This is a genomic window from Janthinobacterium sp. JC611, from assembly GCF_018682595.1.
Classification (GTDB): Bacteria; Pseudomonadota; Gammaproteobacteria; order Burkholderiales; family Burkholderiaceae_D; genus Janthinobacterium.
This window is the reverse complement of sequence record NZ_JAFLJN010000044.1, coordinates 13,872-28,630: the sequence shown is the minus strand read 5'-3', so window position 1 is coordinate 28,630 and position 14,759 is coordinate 13,872. Positions and strand designations below refer to the sequence as shown.

Genomic DNA, 14,759 nt, shown 5'->3' with positions numbered 1-14,759 from the left:
GTAGGGTTGAAAAAATCAGCCGGCGCGCAGACGGCGCCACAGGGTGGTGCGGCTGACGCCAAGGTATTGGGCGGCGGCGTCGCGGCGCCCGCCGAAGCGCGCCAGCACGGCGCTGGCGCTTTCATCTTCCAGGCGCGGCGCGATGGCGGCGGCCGGCGCAGGCGGCAGCGCCGCCGTGCCGGCGGCGTTGCCCAGTTCCGGCGCCACGCCCAGCACGAAGGCGGGAGTGAGCGCCTGCAGCGGTTCGGCGGCCAGGAACAGCGCCAGGCGCTCGGCCAGGTTGCGCAGCTCGCGCACGTTGCCGGGCCAGGCGTAGCGGCGCAGCAGCGGCGCGCAAGCCTGGATCTCGGCGTGCAGGTTGGGGTGCGGACGGGCGCCCAGCGCGGCCAGGGCGTTTTTCAGCGACCATTCGGCCAGGCCGGGAATGTCGCCGGCGCGTTCGCGCAAGGCGGGCAAATGCAGGCGCAGCACGGCCAGGCGGTAGAACAGGTCGGCGCGGAAGCGTCCTTCGCGGATGCGTTGTTCCAGGTCGCAGTGGGTGGCGCTGACGATGCGCACATTGATGGCGATGGGGCGCGTGCCGCCCACGCGCACCACTTCGCGCTCTTCCAGCACGCGCAGCAATCGCGTTTGCAGTGCCAGCGGCATTTCGCCGATTTCGTCGAGGAACAGGGTGCCGTGGTTGGCCGCCTCGAACAGGCCCGCATGGCCCCCGCGGCGCGCGCCCGTGAAGGCGCCATCCTCATGGCCGAACAGTTCCGATTCCAGCAAGGACTCGGCGATGGCGCCGCAATTGATGGCGATGAAGGGCCGGTTCGCGCCCAGGCTGCGCGGACTTTCGCGGTGGATGGCCTGCGCCACCAGTTCCTTGCCGCTGCCCGTCTCGCCCTGGATCAGCACCGTCGCCGGCGAACGGGCGAACAGCACCACCGACTGGCGCAGCGCTTCCATCGCTTCCGATTCGCCGCGCAGGTCGTGCAGGCCGTGGCGCGCGCGCAGGGTGTCGGCCACCACCGCGCGCCGTCCCTTGCCTGATTCGAGCTGGGTCAGGCGCGCCAGTTCCAGCGCGTCGTCGAAGGCGCGCCGGATGGCCGTGGCCGAATAGACGAAGACGGCGGCCAGTCCCGCTTCCTCGGCCAGGTCGGTGACGAGCCCCGCGCCGACGACGGCCTTGACGCCGGCCGCCTTCAGTTCATTGATCTGCGCGCGCGCGTCTTCCTCCGTGGCGTAGGTGCGCTGCGCGATCTGGAAGCCGAAGGTGGCGGCGAATTCGGCCAGTTCCGGCATCGGGTCCTGGTAGGTGACGACGCCGATGTGCGGCGAGATGCGCCGCGCGCGCGCCAGCGCCTGCATCACGTCGTAGCCGCTGGCCTTGGCGATGATGACGGGCACCGACAGGCGTCCCTTCAGGTAGGCGCCGTTCGAGCCGGCCGCGATGACCGCGTCGCAGCGCTCGGTGGCCATGCGTTCGCGGATGTGGCGCACGGCGTCGTCGAAACCCAGGTTGATCGGTTCGATCGTCGCCAGGTCGTCGTATTCGAGCGTGATGTCGCGGAACAGGTCGAACAGCCGCGAGACGGAGACGGTCCAGATGACGGGTTTGTCGCGGTGGTCGAGCGGAGGTTGGGGAGGGCGGCGCATGCTTTATTCTAAACGATTTGTTTCAATTTTTTGCCATGCAACGACGTTGCAACGGGCGTGTTGCAGCTGGTCTGTGGCGTTTCAGATATTGCCAATAAGGAATATGAAAAAACCGCCGGAAACTGGTTTATGATCTGGCAGCACCATGATGCTTGTAAGAATCTTTTTCCCAGGCGCATGTCTATCTTGTTCTTAACCATCCCATGGTGTCCATGAGCCGCGTACCGACCAGTCCCGATTTCATCGCCGATGCCTTGCAACTGATCGCCTTGCCGGCCTGCGCCTGCGATGCCTGCGGCATGGTGGTGGCGGCGAACGGCGCCTTGCAAGCCTTGCTGGGGCGGGACGTGTCGGGCCGGCTGCTGGCGGACTGTTTTACGGATGCCTACCGCGCGTCGAGCACCAGCATGCTGCGCGGCGCGCTCGGTGCGGCCGGGCGCGAGCGGCACTGGGACAGCAGCCTGGAAGGGGAGGCGGGCGCCATCGCCGTGCAGGTCTGGTCCAGGCCCTTGCAGGTGGACGATGGCTTGCCCGGGGCGACCCTGGTGTTTGCCGATATCCGCGTGCAGCAGCGCGACCAGCAAGCCTTGCGCAAGACCTTGCTCGAGCAGCAGGCCATCCTGGAAAGCGCGGCCGTCGGCATCGTCTTTTCCAAGGGCGGCTTCATCGAAGAGTGCAATATCCGCGCCGCCGAAATGTTCGGCTATGCGCGCCACCAGCTGACGGGCATGCCGGGCGCGGTGCTGTACCGCTCCGCCGAGCATTGCCGCGCACTCGGACTGGAAGCGGCGCCGCTGCTCTCGAAGGGCAAGCCATACCGCACCGAACTGGAATTGCGGCGCCAGGATGGCACCCTGTTCTGGAGCCGCTTGCACGGGCGCGCCGTCGATCCCCTCAATACGCGTGACGGCACGGTCTGGATCATCGAAGATATCAGCGACCACCGGCGCGATGAGGACCAGCTGCGCCGCGCCATGCTGGAAATGCAGGCCGTGATGGACAACGCGCCGCTGGCCATCGGTTTTCAGCGCGACAAGGGTGTGCTGCGCTACAACCGGCGCTTTGCCGAATGCTTCGGCTTTGACGGCGACAGCGGCGTGGGCCTGGCCGTCGCCGACCTGTACCCGTCGCGCGCGGCCTACGATAACGTCGTGCGGCAGGCCGCGCCGCTGCTGCGGCGCGGCCTGCCGTTCCAGGGCGAGATGGAGATGCGCCGCCGCGACGGTTCCACGTTCTGGGCGCTGGCGTATGGCTATGTCCTGAACCCGGAAAGCCAGACTGAGCGCGGTTTACGCGACACGATCTGGCTGTTCGACGACCGCAGCGCGCAGAAGGCGGCCGAGGAGGCGACGCGCCAGCTGATGCTCGAGCAGCAGGCCATCCTGGACAATGCCTCCGTCGGCATCCTGTTTTCCCGTTCGCGCCTGATCCTGCGCTGCAATCCCCGCTTCGCCGAAATGTTCGGCTACGCGCAGGAGGCGATGACGGGTTTGCCCGCCGCCGAGCTGTTTCCTTCGCCCGCCGCCTACGAGGCGTTTGGCGTGCAAGCCACGCCGCTGCTGGGACAGGGCTTGCCGTACGAGCAGGACGAATCGCAGTTCCGCCGCCGCGACGGCAGCCTGTTCTGGTGCCGCATCCGCGCCAAGGCCGTCGACCAGGCGCACAGCGAGCAGGGCGCCATCTGGATCCTCGAGGACGTCACCGCCAGCCGCCAGGCGCAGATGGAGGTGGCGGCCATCATGACGAATGCCTCGGTGAGCATCCTGTACACCAAGAACCGCCAGATCACGCGCTACAACCTGGGCTTTGCCGCGATGTTCGGCTACAGCGGCGACGAGGCACTGGGCTTGCCCGGGCGCGCGCTGTACGTGTCGCAGCAATCGTACGACTTGCTGGGCGCGGCGGCCTTCCCCTTCCTGTCGGTGGCCAAGCCCTTCCAGACGGAAGTGGAGATGATGCGCCGCGACGGCACGACCTTGTGGGCGCAGCTGATCGCCTATGTCGTCAATCCGGACGATCCGGCCGCCGGCACCATCTGGATCATCGAGGACCGCACGGAAGCCAAGCGCGCCGAAGAATCGCTGCGCAACGCGCTGCTGGAAAACCAGGCCATCCTCGACAGCGCCGTGCTGGGCATCTCGGTGGTGGAGGGCGGCCACAATTTGCGCGCCAACAGCAAGATGGAGGAGCTGTTCGGTTATGCGCCCGGCGAGATCAACGGCCTGTCGGTGCAGGCGCTGTATCCGGACGTGGCCGCGTGGAGGGCGGCGCGCGGCGAGACGGCGCGCGATTTCGAAGCGGGCAGGGTGCACATGTCGGAATACCAGCTGGTGCGCAAGGACGGCAGCCGCTTCTGGGCGCGCCTGTCCGGCCGGCCGTTCGACCTGGCGCATGCGCATGGCCGCTCCGTGTGGCTGGTCGACGACGTGACGGCGCGCCGCGAGGCGGCCGAGGCGGTGCGCCGCGCGCGCGATGAGCTGGAATTGCGCGTGCAGGAACGCACGGCCGAACTGGCCGGCGCCAACCTGCTGCTGCAGGGCGAGATCGTCGAGCGGCGCCAGGCCGAGGCGCGTGTGCACCACATGGCTTACCACGACAACCTGACGGGCTTGCCGAACCGCGCGCTGCTGTCGGACCGGCTGGAACGGGCCATGCTGGCCGCGCAGCGCTCCGGGCGCAAGCTGGCCGTGATGTTCATCGACCTGGATCGATTCAAGACCATCAACGATTCGCTGGGCCACATGACGGGCGACGCGCTGCTCAAGGAAGTGGCCGCCCGGCTGTGCGGCGCGGTGCGCGCCAGCGACACGGTGGCGCGCCTGGGCGGCGACGAATTCGTCGTGCTGGTGCCGGGCATCCGCGGCGGCGACGAAGCGGCCCGCGTGGCCGAGAAGATCATCGAGGCGCTGACGCCCGCCTTTCCGCTCGACGGCCATGTGCTGCACGTGACGCCGTCGATCGGCATCTGCCTGTATCCGGACGACGGCGGCGACGTCGACGCCCTGATGCGCCACGCCGATGCGGCCATGTACCACGCCAAGGGCAATGGCCGCAACAACTACCAGTTCTTCACGCAGACGATGAACCAGGCGGCGGCCCTGCACTTCGACCTGGAAAGCAGCTTGCGCACGGCGCTGGCGCTGCAGCAGTTCGAACTGTTTTACCAGCCCGTCATCGATATCGCCACGCGCCGCCTGCATGGCATGGAAGTGCTGTTGCGCTGGCGCCGCCCGGGCCACGGCCTGGTGCTGCCGGACCGCTTCATTCCCATCATGGAGGAAAACGGCTTGATCGTGCCGGTGGGCGAATGGGTGATGCGCCAGGCCTGCGAGCAAAGCATGGCCTGGCGGCGCCAGGGCTTGCAGCCGGTGCCGCTGGCGGTGAATCTGTCGCCGCGCCAGTTCATGCACAAGGGGCTGGTGGCGGCCATCGGCGCCGTGGTGCGGGAAACGGGCGTCGATCCGGCGCTGCTGGAATTCGAGATCACCGAGACGGCGCTGATGCAGCACGGCGAGCATACGCTGGAGATTCTGCGGCAGATCAATGGCATGGGCTTGCGCCTGTCGATCGACGATTTCGGCACCGGCTATTCGAGCCTGGCCTACCTGAAGCGCTTCCCCGTGAAGAAGGTCAAGATCGACCGCGCCTTCATCAAGGACCTCGAGCACAGCGCGGAAGACCGCGCCATCGTGTCGGCCATCATCGCGCTGGCCGACAGCCTGCAATTGTCGGCCGTGGCCGAGGGCGTGGAAACGGAAGAACAGTTCGCCCTGCTGCAGGCGAACGGCTGCCGCTATGCGCAGGGCTATCTGTTTTCCGCGCCGGTCCCGGCGGTCAATGCGCAGGCCCTGTTGGAGCGGATCGCCGTTAGTTAATCAATCGTCGCCACCACCGGCGCGTGATCGGAAGGCTGTTCCCACTTGCGGGGCACGCGGTCGATCACGCAGGCCGTGCAGCGGGCGGCGAGGGCGGGCGAGAGCAGGATATGGTCGATGCGCAGGCCCTTGTTCAGGCGGAAGCCCAACTGGCGGTAATCCCACCAGCTGAACGATTTTTCCGCCTGCTCGAACAGGCGGAAGGCGTCCGTCAGGCCGATGTCGAACAGGCGCTGCAGGGCGGCGCGTTCCTTGTCCGAGACCAGCACCTGGCCGGCCCAGGCGACGGGGTCGTGCACGTCGCGGTCGTCGGGCGCGATATTGTAGTCGCCGACGACGGCCAGTTGCGGATGCTGCCGCGCTTCCTCGGCCAGCCAGTCGTGCAGGGCGGCCAGCCAGCCCAGTTTGTATTCGTACTTGTCCGAGTCGACGCTCTGGCCGTTCGGCACGTAGGCGCAGACGATGCGCACGCCACCGATGGTGGCGGCCAGGATGCGCTGCTGCGCATCTTCATAGCGCGGGTTGTTCTTTACCACGTCGGTGATCGGCAGCTTCGACAGGATGGCCACGCCGTTGTAGGTCTTCTGGCCGCTGAAGACCACCTGGTAGCCGGCCGCCTCGATCTCGGCGACGGGGAACTTGTCATCCGTGAGCTTGGTCTCTTGCAGGCAGAGTATGTCGACCGGGTTGTCTGTCAGCCACTGCAGCACTTGCGGCAGGCGCACTTTGAGCGAGTTGACGTTCCAGGTGGCGAGTTTCATGGGAAAAATCCTTGCTTGAATAGGTGTCGATAGGCGCGAATCTTACCGCATGCGTGTCGACGGCGTCCTGCGCCGCTTGCCGGGGCGGTGCTTTTTTACTGGAAGGCAAAAGGGGTGGTAATAAAGTATTTGCATTTAACCAATCGTGGCGCATGAATATTATGTTTTTGTGTATGATTGATCAATCCCTTTGTTTGATTTGGCATAAGTGGCTGGTGCGGCAGGCTGCGTCCCGCCGTTTAACGCGACAAAGGTGTAAAGTTTCTCGCTAAAACGCGATAAAAACTACTAAAATGGCACCGTGTAACAACTGTGTCATACGGCTTTGTTACAGCCAAGTTAGAACCGAACAGGAAGCAGTTGTAATTCGTTGTAATTGCTATTCCGATTACATGACCACTGTGCCGGGGACGGAGCGTCAATTCCGTCCCTGGCGCCGCCAGACTTGTTATATAAATTGCAGTACTATATCTATGAGACTGTTTTGCGACATCAATAGATGGTACTATTTTGAAATGTTGCAGTTTTAATAGTGAGACTTGCGCGTAGCATTTGCAAAGGAAGAAAATGCGAACTGCATTTGAAGCGTGGGCGCAGCGTGACGGCCACATTGTGCGGCGAAGAGAAGACAAACCGGACGAGTACCTGATTTTCGAGACCCAGCGCCGCTGGGTTATCTGGCAGGCTGCTCTGACGCATGGCAAGACGGCTGCCAAGCCGCGCGTGAGCGCGGCCGAAAAGGCGGCGAAAGCCCAGCGCGCGCTGGAAATGTCCTCCGACGAAGCGACGGTGCGCAACAAGGTGCTCAATGAGGTGCTCGACGCCTTCAGCGGCGCCGATGGCGCGGCCGGCATGGAAGGCATACTGAAAGTGATCCAGGGCCTGAAGATGAAGCAGAAGGCACTGGCCGACGACAAGAGCGAAGATTCAACGGCTTGAGGGGACGGCGATGCGTTATCGGCACTATAAGGGCGGCATTTATGAACTGGTGTGCGAAGCCACGCTGGAAGCGGATCTGACGCCGATGATCGTGTATCGCGCCGCCGACGGTTCCATCTGGACCCGGCCGAAAGACGTGTTCTTTCAACTGATCGAAGTCGAAGGCGTCATGGTCCAGCGATTCGCTCCCATCAACTGATGGCCGCCTGCGTGCGTGCCCGGGATTCTTTCATGCGTAAATTGCTGCCAGCCGCCTTGGTGCTGGGCTTTGCCTGCGCCGCGGCGCAGGCCGAAACCATCGGTTCGGTCGACACGGTGTTCAAACTGATCGGCCCTGACCACAAGATCGTCGTCGAAGCGTATGACGACCCGCGCGTCGCTGGCGTCAGCTGCTATCTGTCGCGCGCCAAGACGGGCGGCATCAAGGGCGCCGTCGGCCTGGCCGAAGACAAGGCCGATGCGGCCGTCGCTTGCCGCCAGGTGGGGCCGCTGCAATTCAAGGGCAAGCTGCCGCGCCAGGAAGAAGTGTTTACCGAGCGTGCCTCGATCTTCTTCAAGCATGTGCGCGTCGTGCGCATGGTCGACAGCAAGCGCAATGCGCTGGTCTACCTCGTGTATTCCGACCGCCTGATCGAGGGCAGTCCGAAAAACAGCGTCACCGCCGTCGCCGTGCCAGGCGACCAGCCGATTCCCGTCCGTTAAGCGAGCTTCCCATGCGCTTGCCGCTGTCTGCTCCCCGTGCCGCCTTTGCCGCCAGGACGCTGCTGCTGTTTGGCCTGGGCGGCTGCGCCACGCTGACGGGCAACACCGAGCAGATGGTGCTGGTGCAAACCATCCAGGACAACCGCGAATTGACGGGCGCTGGCTGCATCCTCAGTAACGACGTGGGCAAGTGGTTCGTCACCACGCCCGGACGCATCACCATCCGCAAGAGCCAGGAACCGCTGAAAGTCGACTGCCGCAAGCACGGCTCGCCCGCCGTCGCGACGGACGATCATATCGACCCCAAGCTCAATGGCAGCGTCTGGGGCAACGTCATCCTGACCCTGGGCGTCGGCTATTTCGTCGACCGCAACACGGGCGCCGGCTTCGACTACCCGTCCATCCTGACCATCGTCATGCAGGATCCCGCGCGCCTGGCGCCGCCTGCGCCCATGCCCGCGCCGCCGCCAGCGGCCGCCGTGCCTGAAACGGTGGTGCAGCCGAAGGTGGCGCCGCTGCCGATTCCCGATCCCGTCGTCTACTGATTCATGCGCTGCGCATAAAAAAACCGCCATGGTCGCTAGACCTGGCGGTTTTTTTTTACGGTGTCACGACGCCTGACAAAACCGTCGCGAGCGGGAGCTAGTGGCGGCCGAGAAGCGCAGCTGTACTCTATGTACAGCGAGCATCGCCGGCCGCCAATAGCCCCGCGCAGCAGGTTTGGTCTGGCGTTCTCTTACACGCGGTTGATCAGGAACGTCGTCAGCAGAGGAACCGGACGGCCGGTCGCACCCTTCGATCCGCCCGATTTCCATGCCGTGCCGGCGATGTCCAGATGCGCCCAGGTGTACTTCTTGGTGAAGTTTTCCAGGAAGGCCGCTGCCGTGACCGAGCCGCCGCCCGGCGTGCCGATGTTGGCCAGGTCGGCGAAGTTCGACTTCAGCTGCTCGTTGTACGCCTCTTCGATCGGCATGCGCCATGCCGTGTCGCTCGATTGCTTGCCCGCTGCCAGCAGCTCATTGGCCAGCTGGTCATGCGCCGCGTCGCTGCGCGTAAACAGGCCGCTGTTGTGGTGGCCCAGGGCGACGACGCAAGCGCCCGTCAGGGTGGCGATATCGACCACGGCGGCCGGCTTGAAGCGTTCGGCGTAGGTCAGCGCGTCGCACAGCACCAAACGGCCCTCGGCGTCCGTGTTCAGCACTTCGATGGTCAGGCCGTTCATGGAGGTGACGATGTCGCCCGGCTTGGTGGCGCGGCCCGACGGCATGTTTTCACATGCGGCGATGACGCCGATGACGTTCAGCTTCAGGTTCATTTCGCCGATGGCGCGGAAGGTGCCCAGCACCGAGGCGGCGCCGCACATGTCGTACTTCATTTCATCCATGCCAGGACCGGCCTTGATCGAAATGCCGCCCGTGTCGAAGGTGATGCCCTTGCCGACCAGGACCACCGGCGCATCCTTGGCCTTGCCGCCCATGTGTTTCAGGACGATGAACTTCGGCGGCTGCTCGCTGCCGTTGGTGACGGACAGGAAGCTGCCCATTTTCAGCGCTTCGAGCTGTTTGCGGTCCAGTACTTCGACTTCGAACTTGTAATCCTTGGCCAGCTGCTTGGCGGTGTTGGCCAGGTAGGTCGGATTGGCGATGTTCGCCGGCAGGTCGCCCAGCTTGCGCGTCAGGTCGGAGCCGTTGGCGATGGCGATGGCTTGCGCCAGCGCGCCGCGCGTCGCTGCCGTAGCCGGTGCCGCCAGGACGATCTTGCGCACGCCTGCCGGCGCCGGATCTTTTTTGCTTTTTTGCGAGTCGCAGCGGTATTCGCTGTCATGGGCCGCTTGCACCACGCAACGGATTGCCCAATTTACGTCGCGCTCTTTCACTTCCGCCAGCGGTAATGCGATAATGGCGTCCGCAGCGCCCAGCGAGCCGAAGGCCTTCAGTGCGGCTTGTACGCCGGTCGTGAAGCTTTTTTCGCTGACAATGTCATCGCTGCCCATGCCTACCAGCAGAACACGTTCGGCGGCGACGCCATCGACTGCGCGCAGCAGCAAGGTGCTGCCAGGCTTGCCGCTGATGTCGCCGGACTTCAGCGCAGCCGAAATCGCACCCTTGCTGTCCAGCGATTTTGCCGCTGGCGACAGTTTTTTGTTTTCGAATACCGCAACCGCGATGCATCCGCTTTTGGCCGTGCCGAGGGTGCTCTTGGTATCGAATGCTTTTATGCTAAAGTCCATTTGGTTCTCCGTTTTCATTTACTAGTAACGTGTTACTCAACTAACTGACCCGAATTATAAACTCCGAATGATCTTTCAACGCGCCCTTCGACGTGAATTGGCTAGTGCCGCCGGGGCCACCTTCACTGTTTTGTTCAGCATCCTACTCACCTGGATGCTGATCGGTATTCTCGGCAAGGCGGCGGGCGGCAAGATCGCGTCGTCCGACGTCATGTCGCTGATGGTTTTTTCCGCCCTGATGCAGCTGCCTACCATCCTCATTCTCACCGGTTTCATCTCGGTGCTGATGGTCGTCACCCGCAGCTACAAGGAGTCGGAGATGGTGGTGTGGTTCGCCTCCGGCCTGAGCCTGTCGCGCTGGATCTGGCCCGTGCTCAGCTTCGGCCTGCCGCTGGTGCTGGCCACCGGCATCCTGAGCCTGTACGCCACGCCGTGGGCGCAAAAGAAAAGCGATGAATACGTGGCGCGCTTCGAGAAGCGCGAAGACCTGCAGAAAGTCACGCCTGGCCAGTTCCGCGAATCGGCCGGCAGCAACCGCATCTTCTTCGTCGAGGGCGTCAGCGGCGAGAAGACCGTGGTGCAAAACGTCTTCGTCAATACCGTCGATGAAAAAGGCAGCGCCGTCGTCGTCGTCGCCAAGGAAGGCGTGATCAATACCGACGCCAAGGGCGAACGCTTCCTGGTGCTCAAGAGCGGCCGCCGCTACCAGGGCGTGCCGACGCAAGCGGACTTCCAGACCATGGAATTCGAACAGTACATCATGCGCATCGAGAGCAAACAGCAGGAGCTGGGCGCGGAACTGGGCGTGCGCGCCATGAGCACCATGGCGCTGGTCGCCAATCCGAATCCCTACACCATGGCCGAATTGCTGTGGCGGGTCAGCGCGCCCCTGATCGGCCTGATGCTGATCCTGCTGGCCATTCCGCTGGGCTTCGTCAACCCGCGCGCCGGCAGTTCGACCAACCTGATCATCGCCTTGCTGATTTTCTTTACGTACAGCAATCTGATCAAGGTCGTCGAGGCGAGCGTGAAACAGGGCCGCCTGACCTTCGGGCTGGCCTGGTGGCCGCTGCACCTGCTGGCGGCGCTGGCCGTGGTGGCGCTGTTTGCGTGGCGCCTGAATGTGAACCACCGCTACCATCCGTTGGTCCTGCTGGCGGCCTTCAAGCGCGCGCGCCGCGCCGGCCATACAAGTAAAGCGGCATCGAAATGAAGATTTTACAGCGCTATTTTGCGGTCTCGATATTCCAGGCGGTGCTGTTCGTGCTGCTGGCCTTCCTGGCACTGCAAGCCTTCATCGACCTGACGGGCGAGCTGCCCAAGGTGGGCCGCAACGGCTACACCATCCAGTATGCCTTCCTGTACGTGCTGGTGCTGGTGCCGGGACACGTGTACGAAGTGATGCCGATCGCGGCGCTGATCGGCACCATTTATACGATGGCGCAGTTTGCCGCCAGCTCCGAATTTACCATCATGCGCGCATCGAGCATGTCGACGGCGATGGCGGCCGGTTTCCTGTTCCGCATCGGTATCGTCTTCGTCGTCATCACCTTCATCTTTGGCGAGTTGATCACGCCGCGCACGGAGCCGCTGGCCGAACGCCTCAAGCTGACCTCGCGCGGCGCGGCCGTGTCGAGCGAGTTTCGCTCGGGCCTGTGGACCAAGGACATGGTCAAGAGCGACGGACTGACGGGCGCCGTCACCGGCTCGCGTTTTTTCAATGTCGGCGAAGCGCGTCCGGACGGCCAGCTGAAAAACGTCAAGCTGTATGAATTCGACACCGATATGCGTTTGCGCACCCTGACCGTGGCCAAGGGCGCGACCTACCAGGGCAACAATATCTGGCGCCTGACCGATGTGACGGAAACCTCGTTCTCGAACAGCGCGGCGACTTCACCCGGCTTCGAGCCGAAGCTGGCGAACTACTACGGGCAGGAAACGAGCCTGGTGCGCACGGTGCAAAGCGCCAGCAAGGACATGATGTCGGAAGTGACGCCGAAGATCCTGACGGTGTCGGCGTCCGATCCCGAGCGCATGTCGGCCAGCGAACTGGCCGTGTACACGCGCCACCTGGCCGAGAACAAGCAGGAGACCGAGCGTTTCCGCATCGCCTTCTGGAAAAAGTTGATCGATCCGCTGGCCATTTTCGTGCTGATGGCGCTGGCGCTGCCGTTCGCCTACATGCATACGCGCAGCGGCGGCATCAGCCTGAAGATCTTCATCGGCATCATGATCGGCGTGAGCTTCATGCTGGTCAATACCCTGTTTTCGCATCTTGGACTGCTCAGCACCTGGCCGGCCTTCCTGACGGCCGTGGCGCCGAGCGCCCTGTACCTGCTGCTGGCGCTGGGCGCCCTGTGGTGGGTGGAGCGGCACTGATGGAGACGAACGTGAAACAGGCACTGATCTTGTTTGCCCATGGCGCGCGCGCCGCATCGTGGGCCGCGCCCTTCGAGCGACTGCGCGACCTGACCCAGGCGCGCATGCCCGGCGCCAGCGTGCACCTGGCCTTCCTGGAACTGATGACGCCACGCCTGCCCGAGCTGGTGGCGACCCTGGTGGGCGAACTGCCCGCCGGCGCCACGCTGGATGTCACCGTGGTGCCCGTGTTCCTGGGACAGGGCGGGCATGTGCTGCGCGACTTGCCGCTGCTGCTGGAAGAGCTGCGCCAGCAGCATCCGGTACTGCGCCTGAAGGTGGTCGAGGCGGTGGGCGAGAACGCCAGCGTGCTGGCCGCCATCGCCGATTACTGCGTGGCTGCGCCAGGTGCCAGCACTCCCCCTTGAGCGCAATCGACATCGTCTACCTGTGGGTGGACGGCGCCGATCCCGCTTGGTGCGCGCGCCGGCAGCAGGCGTATGCCGCCTGGGCGCAGGCGCATCCCGGCCAGCTGGCCCTGCACGGCAACGTGGCGGGGCGCTACCGCGACAACGGCGAACTGCGCTACAACCTGCGCGCGCTCGAACGTTTCTTTCCCTCCCACGGCCACGTCTACCTGCTGACGGACCGGCAAGTGCCCCGCTGGCTGCGCGCATCAAAGGGCCTGACGGTGATCGAGCATGCCAGCCTGATGCCCGATGCATCCCTGCCGGTGTTCGACTCCGGCCATATCGAATCGTACCTGCACCATATTCCGGGCCTGTCCGAGCGCTTCCTGTATTTGAACGACGACGTATTTTTCGGCGCGCCGTTCGAACCCGCGTTCTGGTTCGGCGGGGAGGACGACCGGCGTTTGAGGGTGTTTACGGAGAGCGCGCTGCACGATGAGGTGCAGGGCTTGCGCGCCGACGTGGCGGCGCCCGTCAATTGCGCGACCTTGTCGCGGCAATGGCTGACGGCGCAGTACGCCGATTACCGGCATGAAGCGCGCCTGTATGCGCATGCGCCGCGGCCCATGCTGAAAAGCGCGCTGCACACGCTCGAGGCGCTGGCGCCCGCCTTGTTTGCCGGGGTGCGCGCGACGGTGTTCCGTTCCTGGCAGGTGCCGGCATTGCTGCCCGACCTGGTGCCGCGCTGGATGGTGCATCAGGGACTGGCGCGTTCGCATGTACTCGATCCGCTGCATATCGCCAGCGGCGATGCGCAGGCGCCGCGGCAGCTCGAGGAGCTGGCGGCGCGTTTCGGCAGCTTGCCGTTTTTCTGTATCAACGATACCTGCGACGAGGCCGAGGACGACGACCCGCGCCTGCTGCGCGTGGCCGCTACCTTGCAGCGGCTGCTGCCGTTGCCGTCATCATTCGAAGATGCCTAGGCCTTCTTCGGCGCCAGGCTGATGCGCGCGGCGGCCGAACTGTCGGACAGCGAAGCGAGGAACAGCAGCAGATAGGCGCCCAGCTCGAAGACTTCCTCGCCCAGCAGCGCGTAGGCGTCCGGCATGCCATGGAAGACTTTCTTGTCGAAAGGCCAGCCGGCGACCATCAGCAAGCCGCCGATGGCCGTCAGGATGGTGATGCGCATGCTGAAAATCCGCGGCGCAAGGGCAAACACCTTGCGGGCGCGCGGCGCGAAAAAGATCAGCACGCGTATCAGGATCAGCAATTCCACCACGCGCAGGGCTTTTTCCAGCTGCGCCCAGGCGGGCGCCGTGCCGAACTGGTCGATATCGAGTTCGCGCAGCAGGAAGCCGAACAGCAGGGCGGACAAGCCGGCATGCATCAGGAAGCGCAAGGACTGGCGGTCGGTCTCCTGCCAGGCGCGCACGCCATGCACGCTGCAGGCGAGGGCCAGGAACAGCGCCTGCAGCCATTCCAGCAAATGGTTTTCATCGTCGATATTCGGGAACACCGTCCACAGTGCGATGGAGGCGAGCATGCTGAGGAGCACGGCGCTGGCGACGCCGGCATTGCTGCGGCTGAGCGAAGTCAGGGCTTCGCGCATGGAAGTGAAATTCATGTATGGGGTGTAGCGGATCAAGTTGCGCGGCGCGGTATTGCAGCCTGCGGCGCAGCTTTTTTCGGGGAGATTGCCTGGCGGTCCGTCAGCAGGGAGACCGCATGGCAAGCACTATGGCGGGGCGAAGCGTGAATTTATTGCTATCACGCAACAACTTCTCGAGAAAAGATGCGGGTGCATCGTATCATGTTTCCCCGGAAGACGTCGGTTACTGACTTT

The 14,759-nt window shown here is 64.2% G+C and carries 13 protein-coding genes; 9 read left to right on the top strand and 4 right to left on the bottom strand.

Features of this window, described 5'->3' with window-relative positions:
• Positions 1–15: 15 nt before the first annotated feature.
• Positions 16–1,641 carry a propionate catabolism operon regulatory protein PrpR gene (prpR, locus tag J0O65_RS23995; RefSeq protein WP_215409694.1) on the bottom strand — a complete coding sequence of 542 codons (1,626 nt, stop codon included), beginning with the start codon at positions 1,639–1,641 and terminating at the stop codon, positions 16–18.
• Between the two features lie 212 nt (positions 1,642–1,853).
• Here prpR and J0O65_RS23990 point away from each other — a divergent pair, with 212 nt between their 5' ends.
• Entirely contained in the window at positions 1,854–5,516 is a 3,663-nt protein-coding gene (locus tag J0O65_RS23990; RefSeq protein ID WP_215409693.1) for a sensor domain-containing protein, read from the top strand.
• Here the strand turns inward: J0O65_RS23990 and xth are convergent.
• A complete protein-coding gene (xth, locus tag J0O65_RS23985; RefSeq protein WP_215409692.1) occupies positions 5,513–6,277 on the bottom strand; it encodes an exodeoxyribonuclease III in 765 nt (254 codons plus the stop codon). The two genes, J0O65_RS23990 and xth, sit on opposite strands and share 4 nt — an antisense overlap.
• 567 nt (positions 6,278–6,844) lie before the next feature.
• On the opposite strand from xth, the gene J0O65_RS23980 reads away from it, so the two are divergent.
• The 4 genes from J0O65_RS23980 to J0O65_RS23965 are packed head-to-tail and all read left to right on the top strand — an operon-like array spanning position 6,845 to position 8,463.
• Positions 6,845–7,216: a phiTE_015 family protein gene (locus J0O65_RS23980; RefSeq protein WP_096234395.1), complete on the top strand. Its 372-nt coding sequence runs from the start codon at positions 6,845–6,847 to the stop codon at positions 7,214–7,216.
• A gap of 10 nt (positions 7,217–7,226) precedes the next feature.
• A complete protein-coding gene (locus J0O65_RS23975) occupies positions 7,227–7,415 on the top strand; it encodes a DUF1653 domain-containing protein (protein WP_034782199.1) in 189 nt (62 codons plus the stop codon).
• A 32-nt stretch (positions 7,416–7,447) separates the two neighbouring features.
• Complete coding sequence (locus J0O65_RS23970) at positions 7,448–7,918, top strand: CreA family protein (protein WP_215409691.1); 471 nt, start codon at positions 7,448–7,450, stop codon at positions 7,916–7,918.
• Positions 7,919–7,929: 11 nt separating this feature from the next.
• Positions 7,930–8,463, top strand: a complete 534-nt coding sequence (locus J0O65_RS23965) for a hypothetical protein (RefSeq protein WP_251373953.1) — start codon at positions 7,930–7,932, stop codon at positions 8,461–8,463.
• A gap of 191 nt (positions 8,464–8,654) precedes the next feature.
• On the opposite strand, the gene J0O65_RS23960 is transcribed toward J0O65_RS23965, so the two are convergent.
• Complete coding sequence (locus J0O65_RS23960) at positions 8,655–10,148, bottom strand: leucyl aminopeptidase (RefSeq protein WP_215409690.1); 1,494 nt, start codon at positions 10,146–10,148, stop codon at positions 8,655–8,657.
• A 67-nt stretch (positions 10,149–10,215) separates the two neighbouring features.
• Here J0O65_RS23960 and lptF point away from each other — a divergent pair, with 67 nt between their 5' ends.
• From lptF to J0O65_RS23940, 4 genes are read left to right on the top strand one after another with little or no spacing between them, the layout of a single operon-like run.
• The gene (gene lptF, locus J0O65_RS23955) at positions 10,216–11,361 is read left to right on the top strand and encodes an LPS export ABC transporter permease LptF (protein ID WP_215409689.1); all 1,146 of its coding nucleotides are present in this window, start codon (positions 10,216–10,218) and stop codon (positions 11,359–11,361) included.
• Positions 11,358–12,527 (top strand): LPS export ABC transporter permease LptG, encoded by a 1,170-nt coding sequence (gene lptG / locus J0O65_RS23950; protein WP_215409688.1) that lies wholly within the window; start codon positions 11,358–11,360, stop codon positions 12,525–12,527. Before lptF ends, lptG begins: the two co-directional genes overlap by 4 nt.
• Entirely contained in the window at positions 12,527–12,934 is a 408-nt protein-coding gene (locus tag J0O65_RS23945) for a sirohydrochlorin chelatase (protein ID WP_215409687.1), read from the top strand. Before lptG ends, J0O65_RS23945 begins: the two co-directional genes overlap by 1 nt.
• Positions 12,931–13,899, top strand: a complete 969-nt coding sequence (locus J0O65_RS23940) for a stealth family protein (RefSeq protein ID WP_251373952.1) — start codon at positions 12,931–12,933, stop codon at positions 13,897–13,899. Before J0O65_RS23945 ends, J0O65_RS23940 begins: the two co-directional genes overlap by 4 nt.
• Here the strand turns inward: J0O65_RS23940 and J0O65_RS23935 are convergent.
• A complete protein-coding gene (locus J0O65_RS23935; protein ID WP_215409686.1) occupies positions 13,896–14,540 on the bottom strand; it encodes a hypothetical protein in 645 nt (214 codons plus the stop codon). The two genes, J0O65_RS23940 and J0O65_RS23935, sit on opposite strands and share 4 nt — an antisense overlap.
• Positions 14,541–14,759: the final 219 nt, after the last annotated feature.

Bases quoted from the DNA above. Each gene is read 5' to 3' on its own strand.
- J0O65_RS23945 (WP_215409687.1), top strand. From the start codon at position 12,527: ATGGAGACGAACGTGAAACAGGCACTGATCTTGTTTGCCCATGGCGCG.
- J0O65_RS23965 (WP_251373953.1), top strand. From the start codon at position 7,930: ATGCGCTTGCCGCTGTCTGCTCCCCGTGCCGCCTTTGCCGCCAGGACG.
- lptG (WP_215409688.1), top strand. From the start codon at position 11,358: ATGAAGATTTTACAGCGCTATTTTGCGGTCTCGATATTCCAGGCGGTG.
- J0O65_RS23990 (WP_215409693.1), top strand. From the start codon at position 1,854: ATGAGCCGCGTACCGACCAGTCCCGATTTCATCGCCGATGCCTTGCAA.
- J0O65_RS23975 (WP_034782199.1), top strand. From the start codon at position 7,227: ATGCGTTATCGGCACTATAAGGGCGGCATTTATGAACTGGTGTGCGAA.
- xth (WP_215409692.1), bottom strand. From the start codon at position 6,277: ATGAAACTCGCCACCTGGAACGTCAACTCGCTCAAAGTGCGCCTGCCG.
- J0O65_RS23935 (WP_215409686.1), bottom strand. From the start codon at position 14,540: ATGAATTTCACTTCCATGCGCGAAGCCCTGACTTCGCTCAGCCGCAGC.
- prpR (WP_215409694.1), bottom strand. From the start codon at position 1,641: ATGCGCCGCCCTCCCCAACCTCCGCTCGACCACCGCGACAAACCCGTC.
- J0O65_RS23970 (WP_215409691.1), top strand. From the start codon at position 7,448: ATGCGTAAATTGCTGCCAGCCGCCTTGGTGCTGGGCTTTGCCTGCGCC.
- J0O65_RS23980 (WP_096234395.1), top strand. From the start codon at position 6,845: ATGCGAACTGCATTTGAAGCGTGGGCGCAGCGTGACGGCCACATTGTG.
- J0O65_RS23960 (WP_215409690.1), bottom strand. From the start codon at position 10,148: ATGGACTTTAGCATAAAAGCATTCGATACCAAGAGCACCCTCGGCACG.
- lptF (WP_215409689.1), top strand. From the start codon at position 10,216: ATGATCTTTCAACGCGCCCTTCGACGTGAATTGGCTAGTGCCGCCGGG.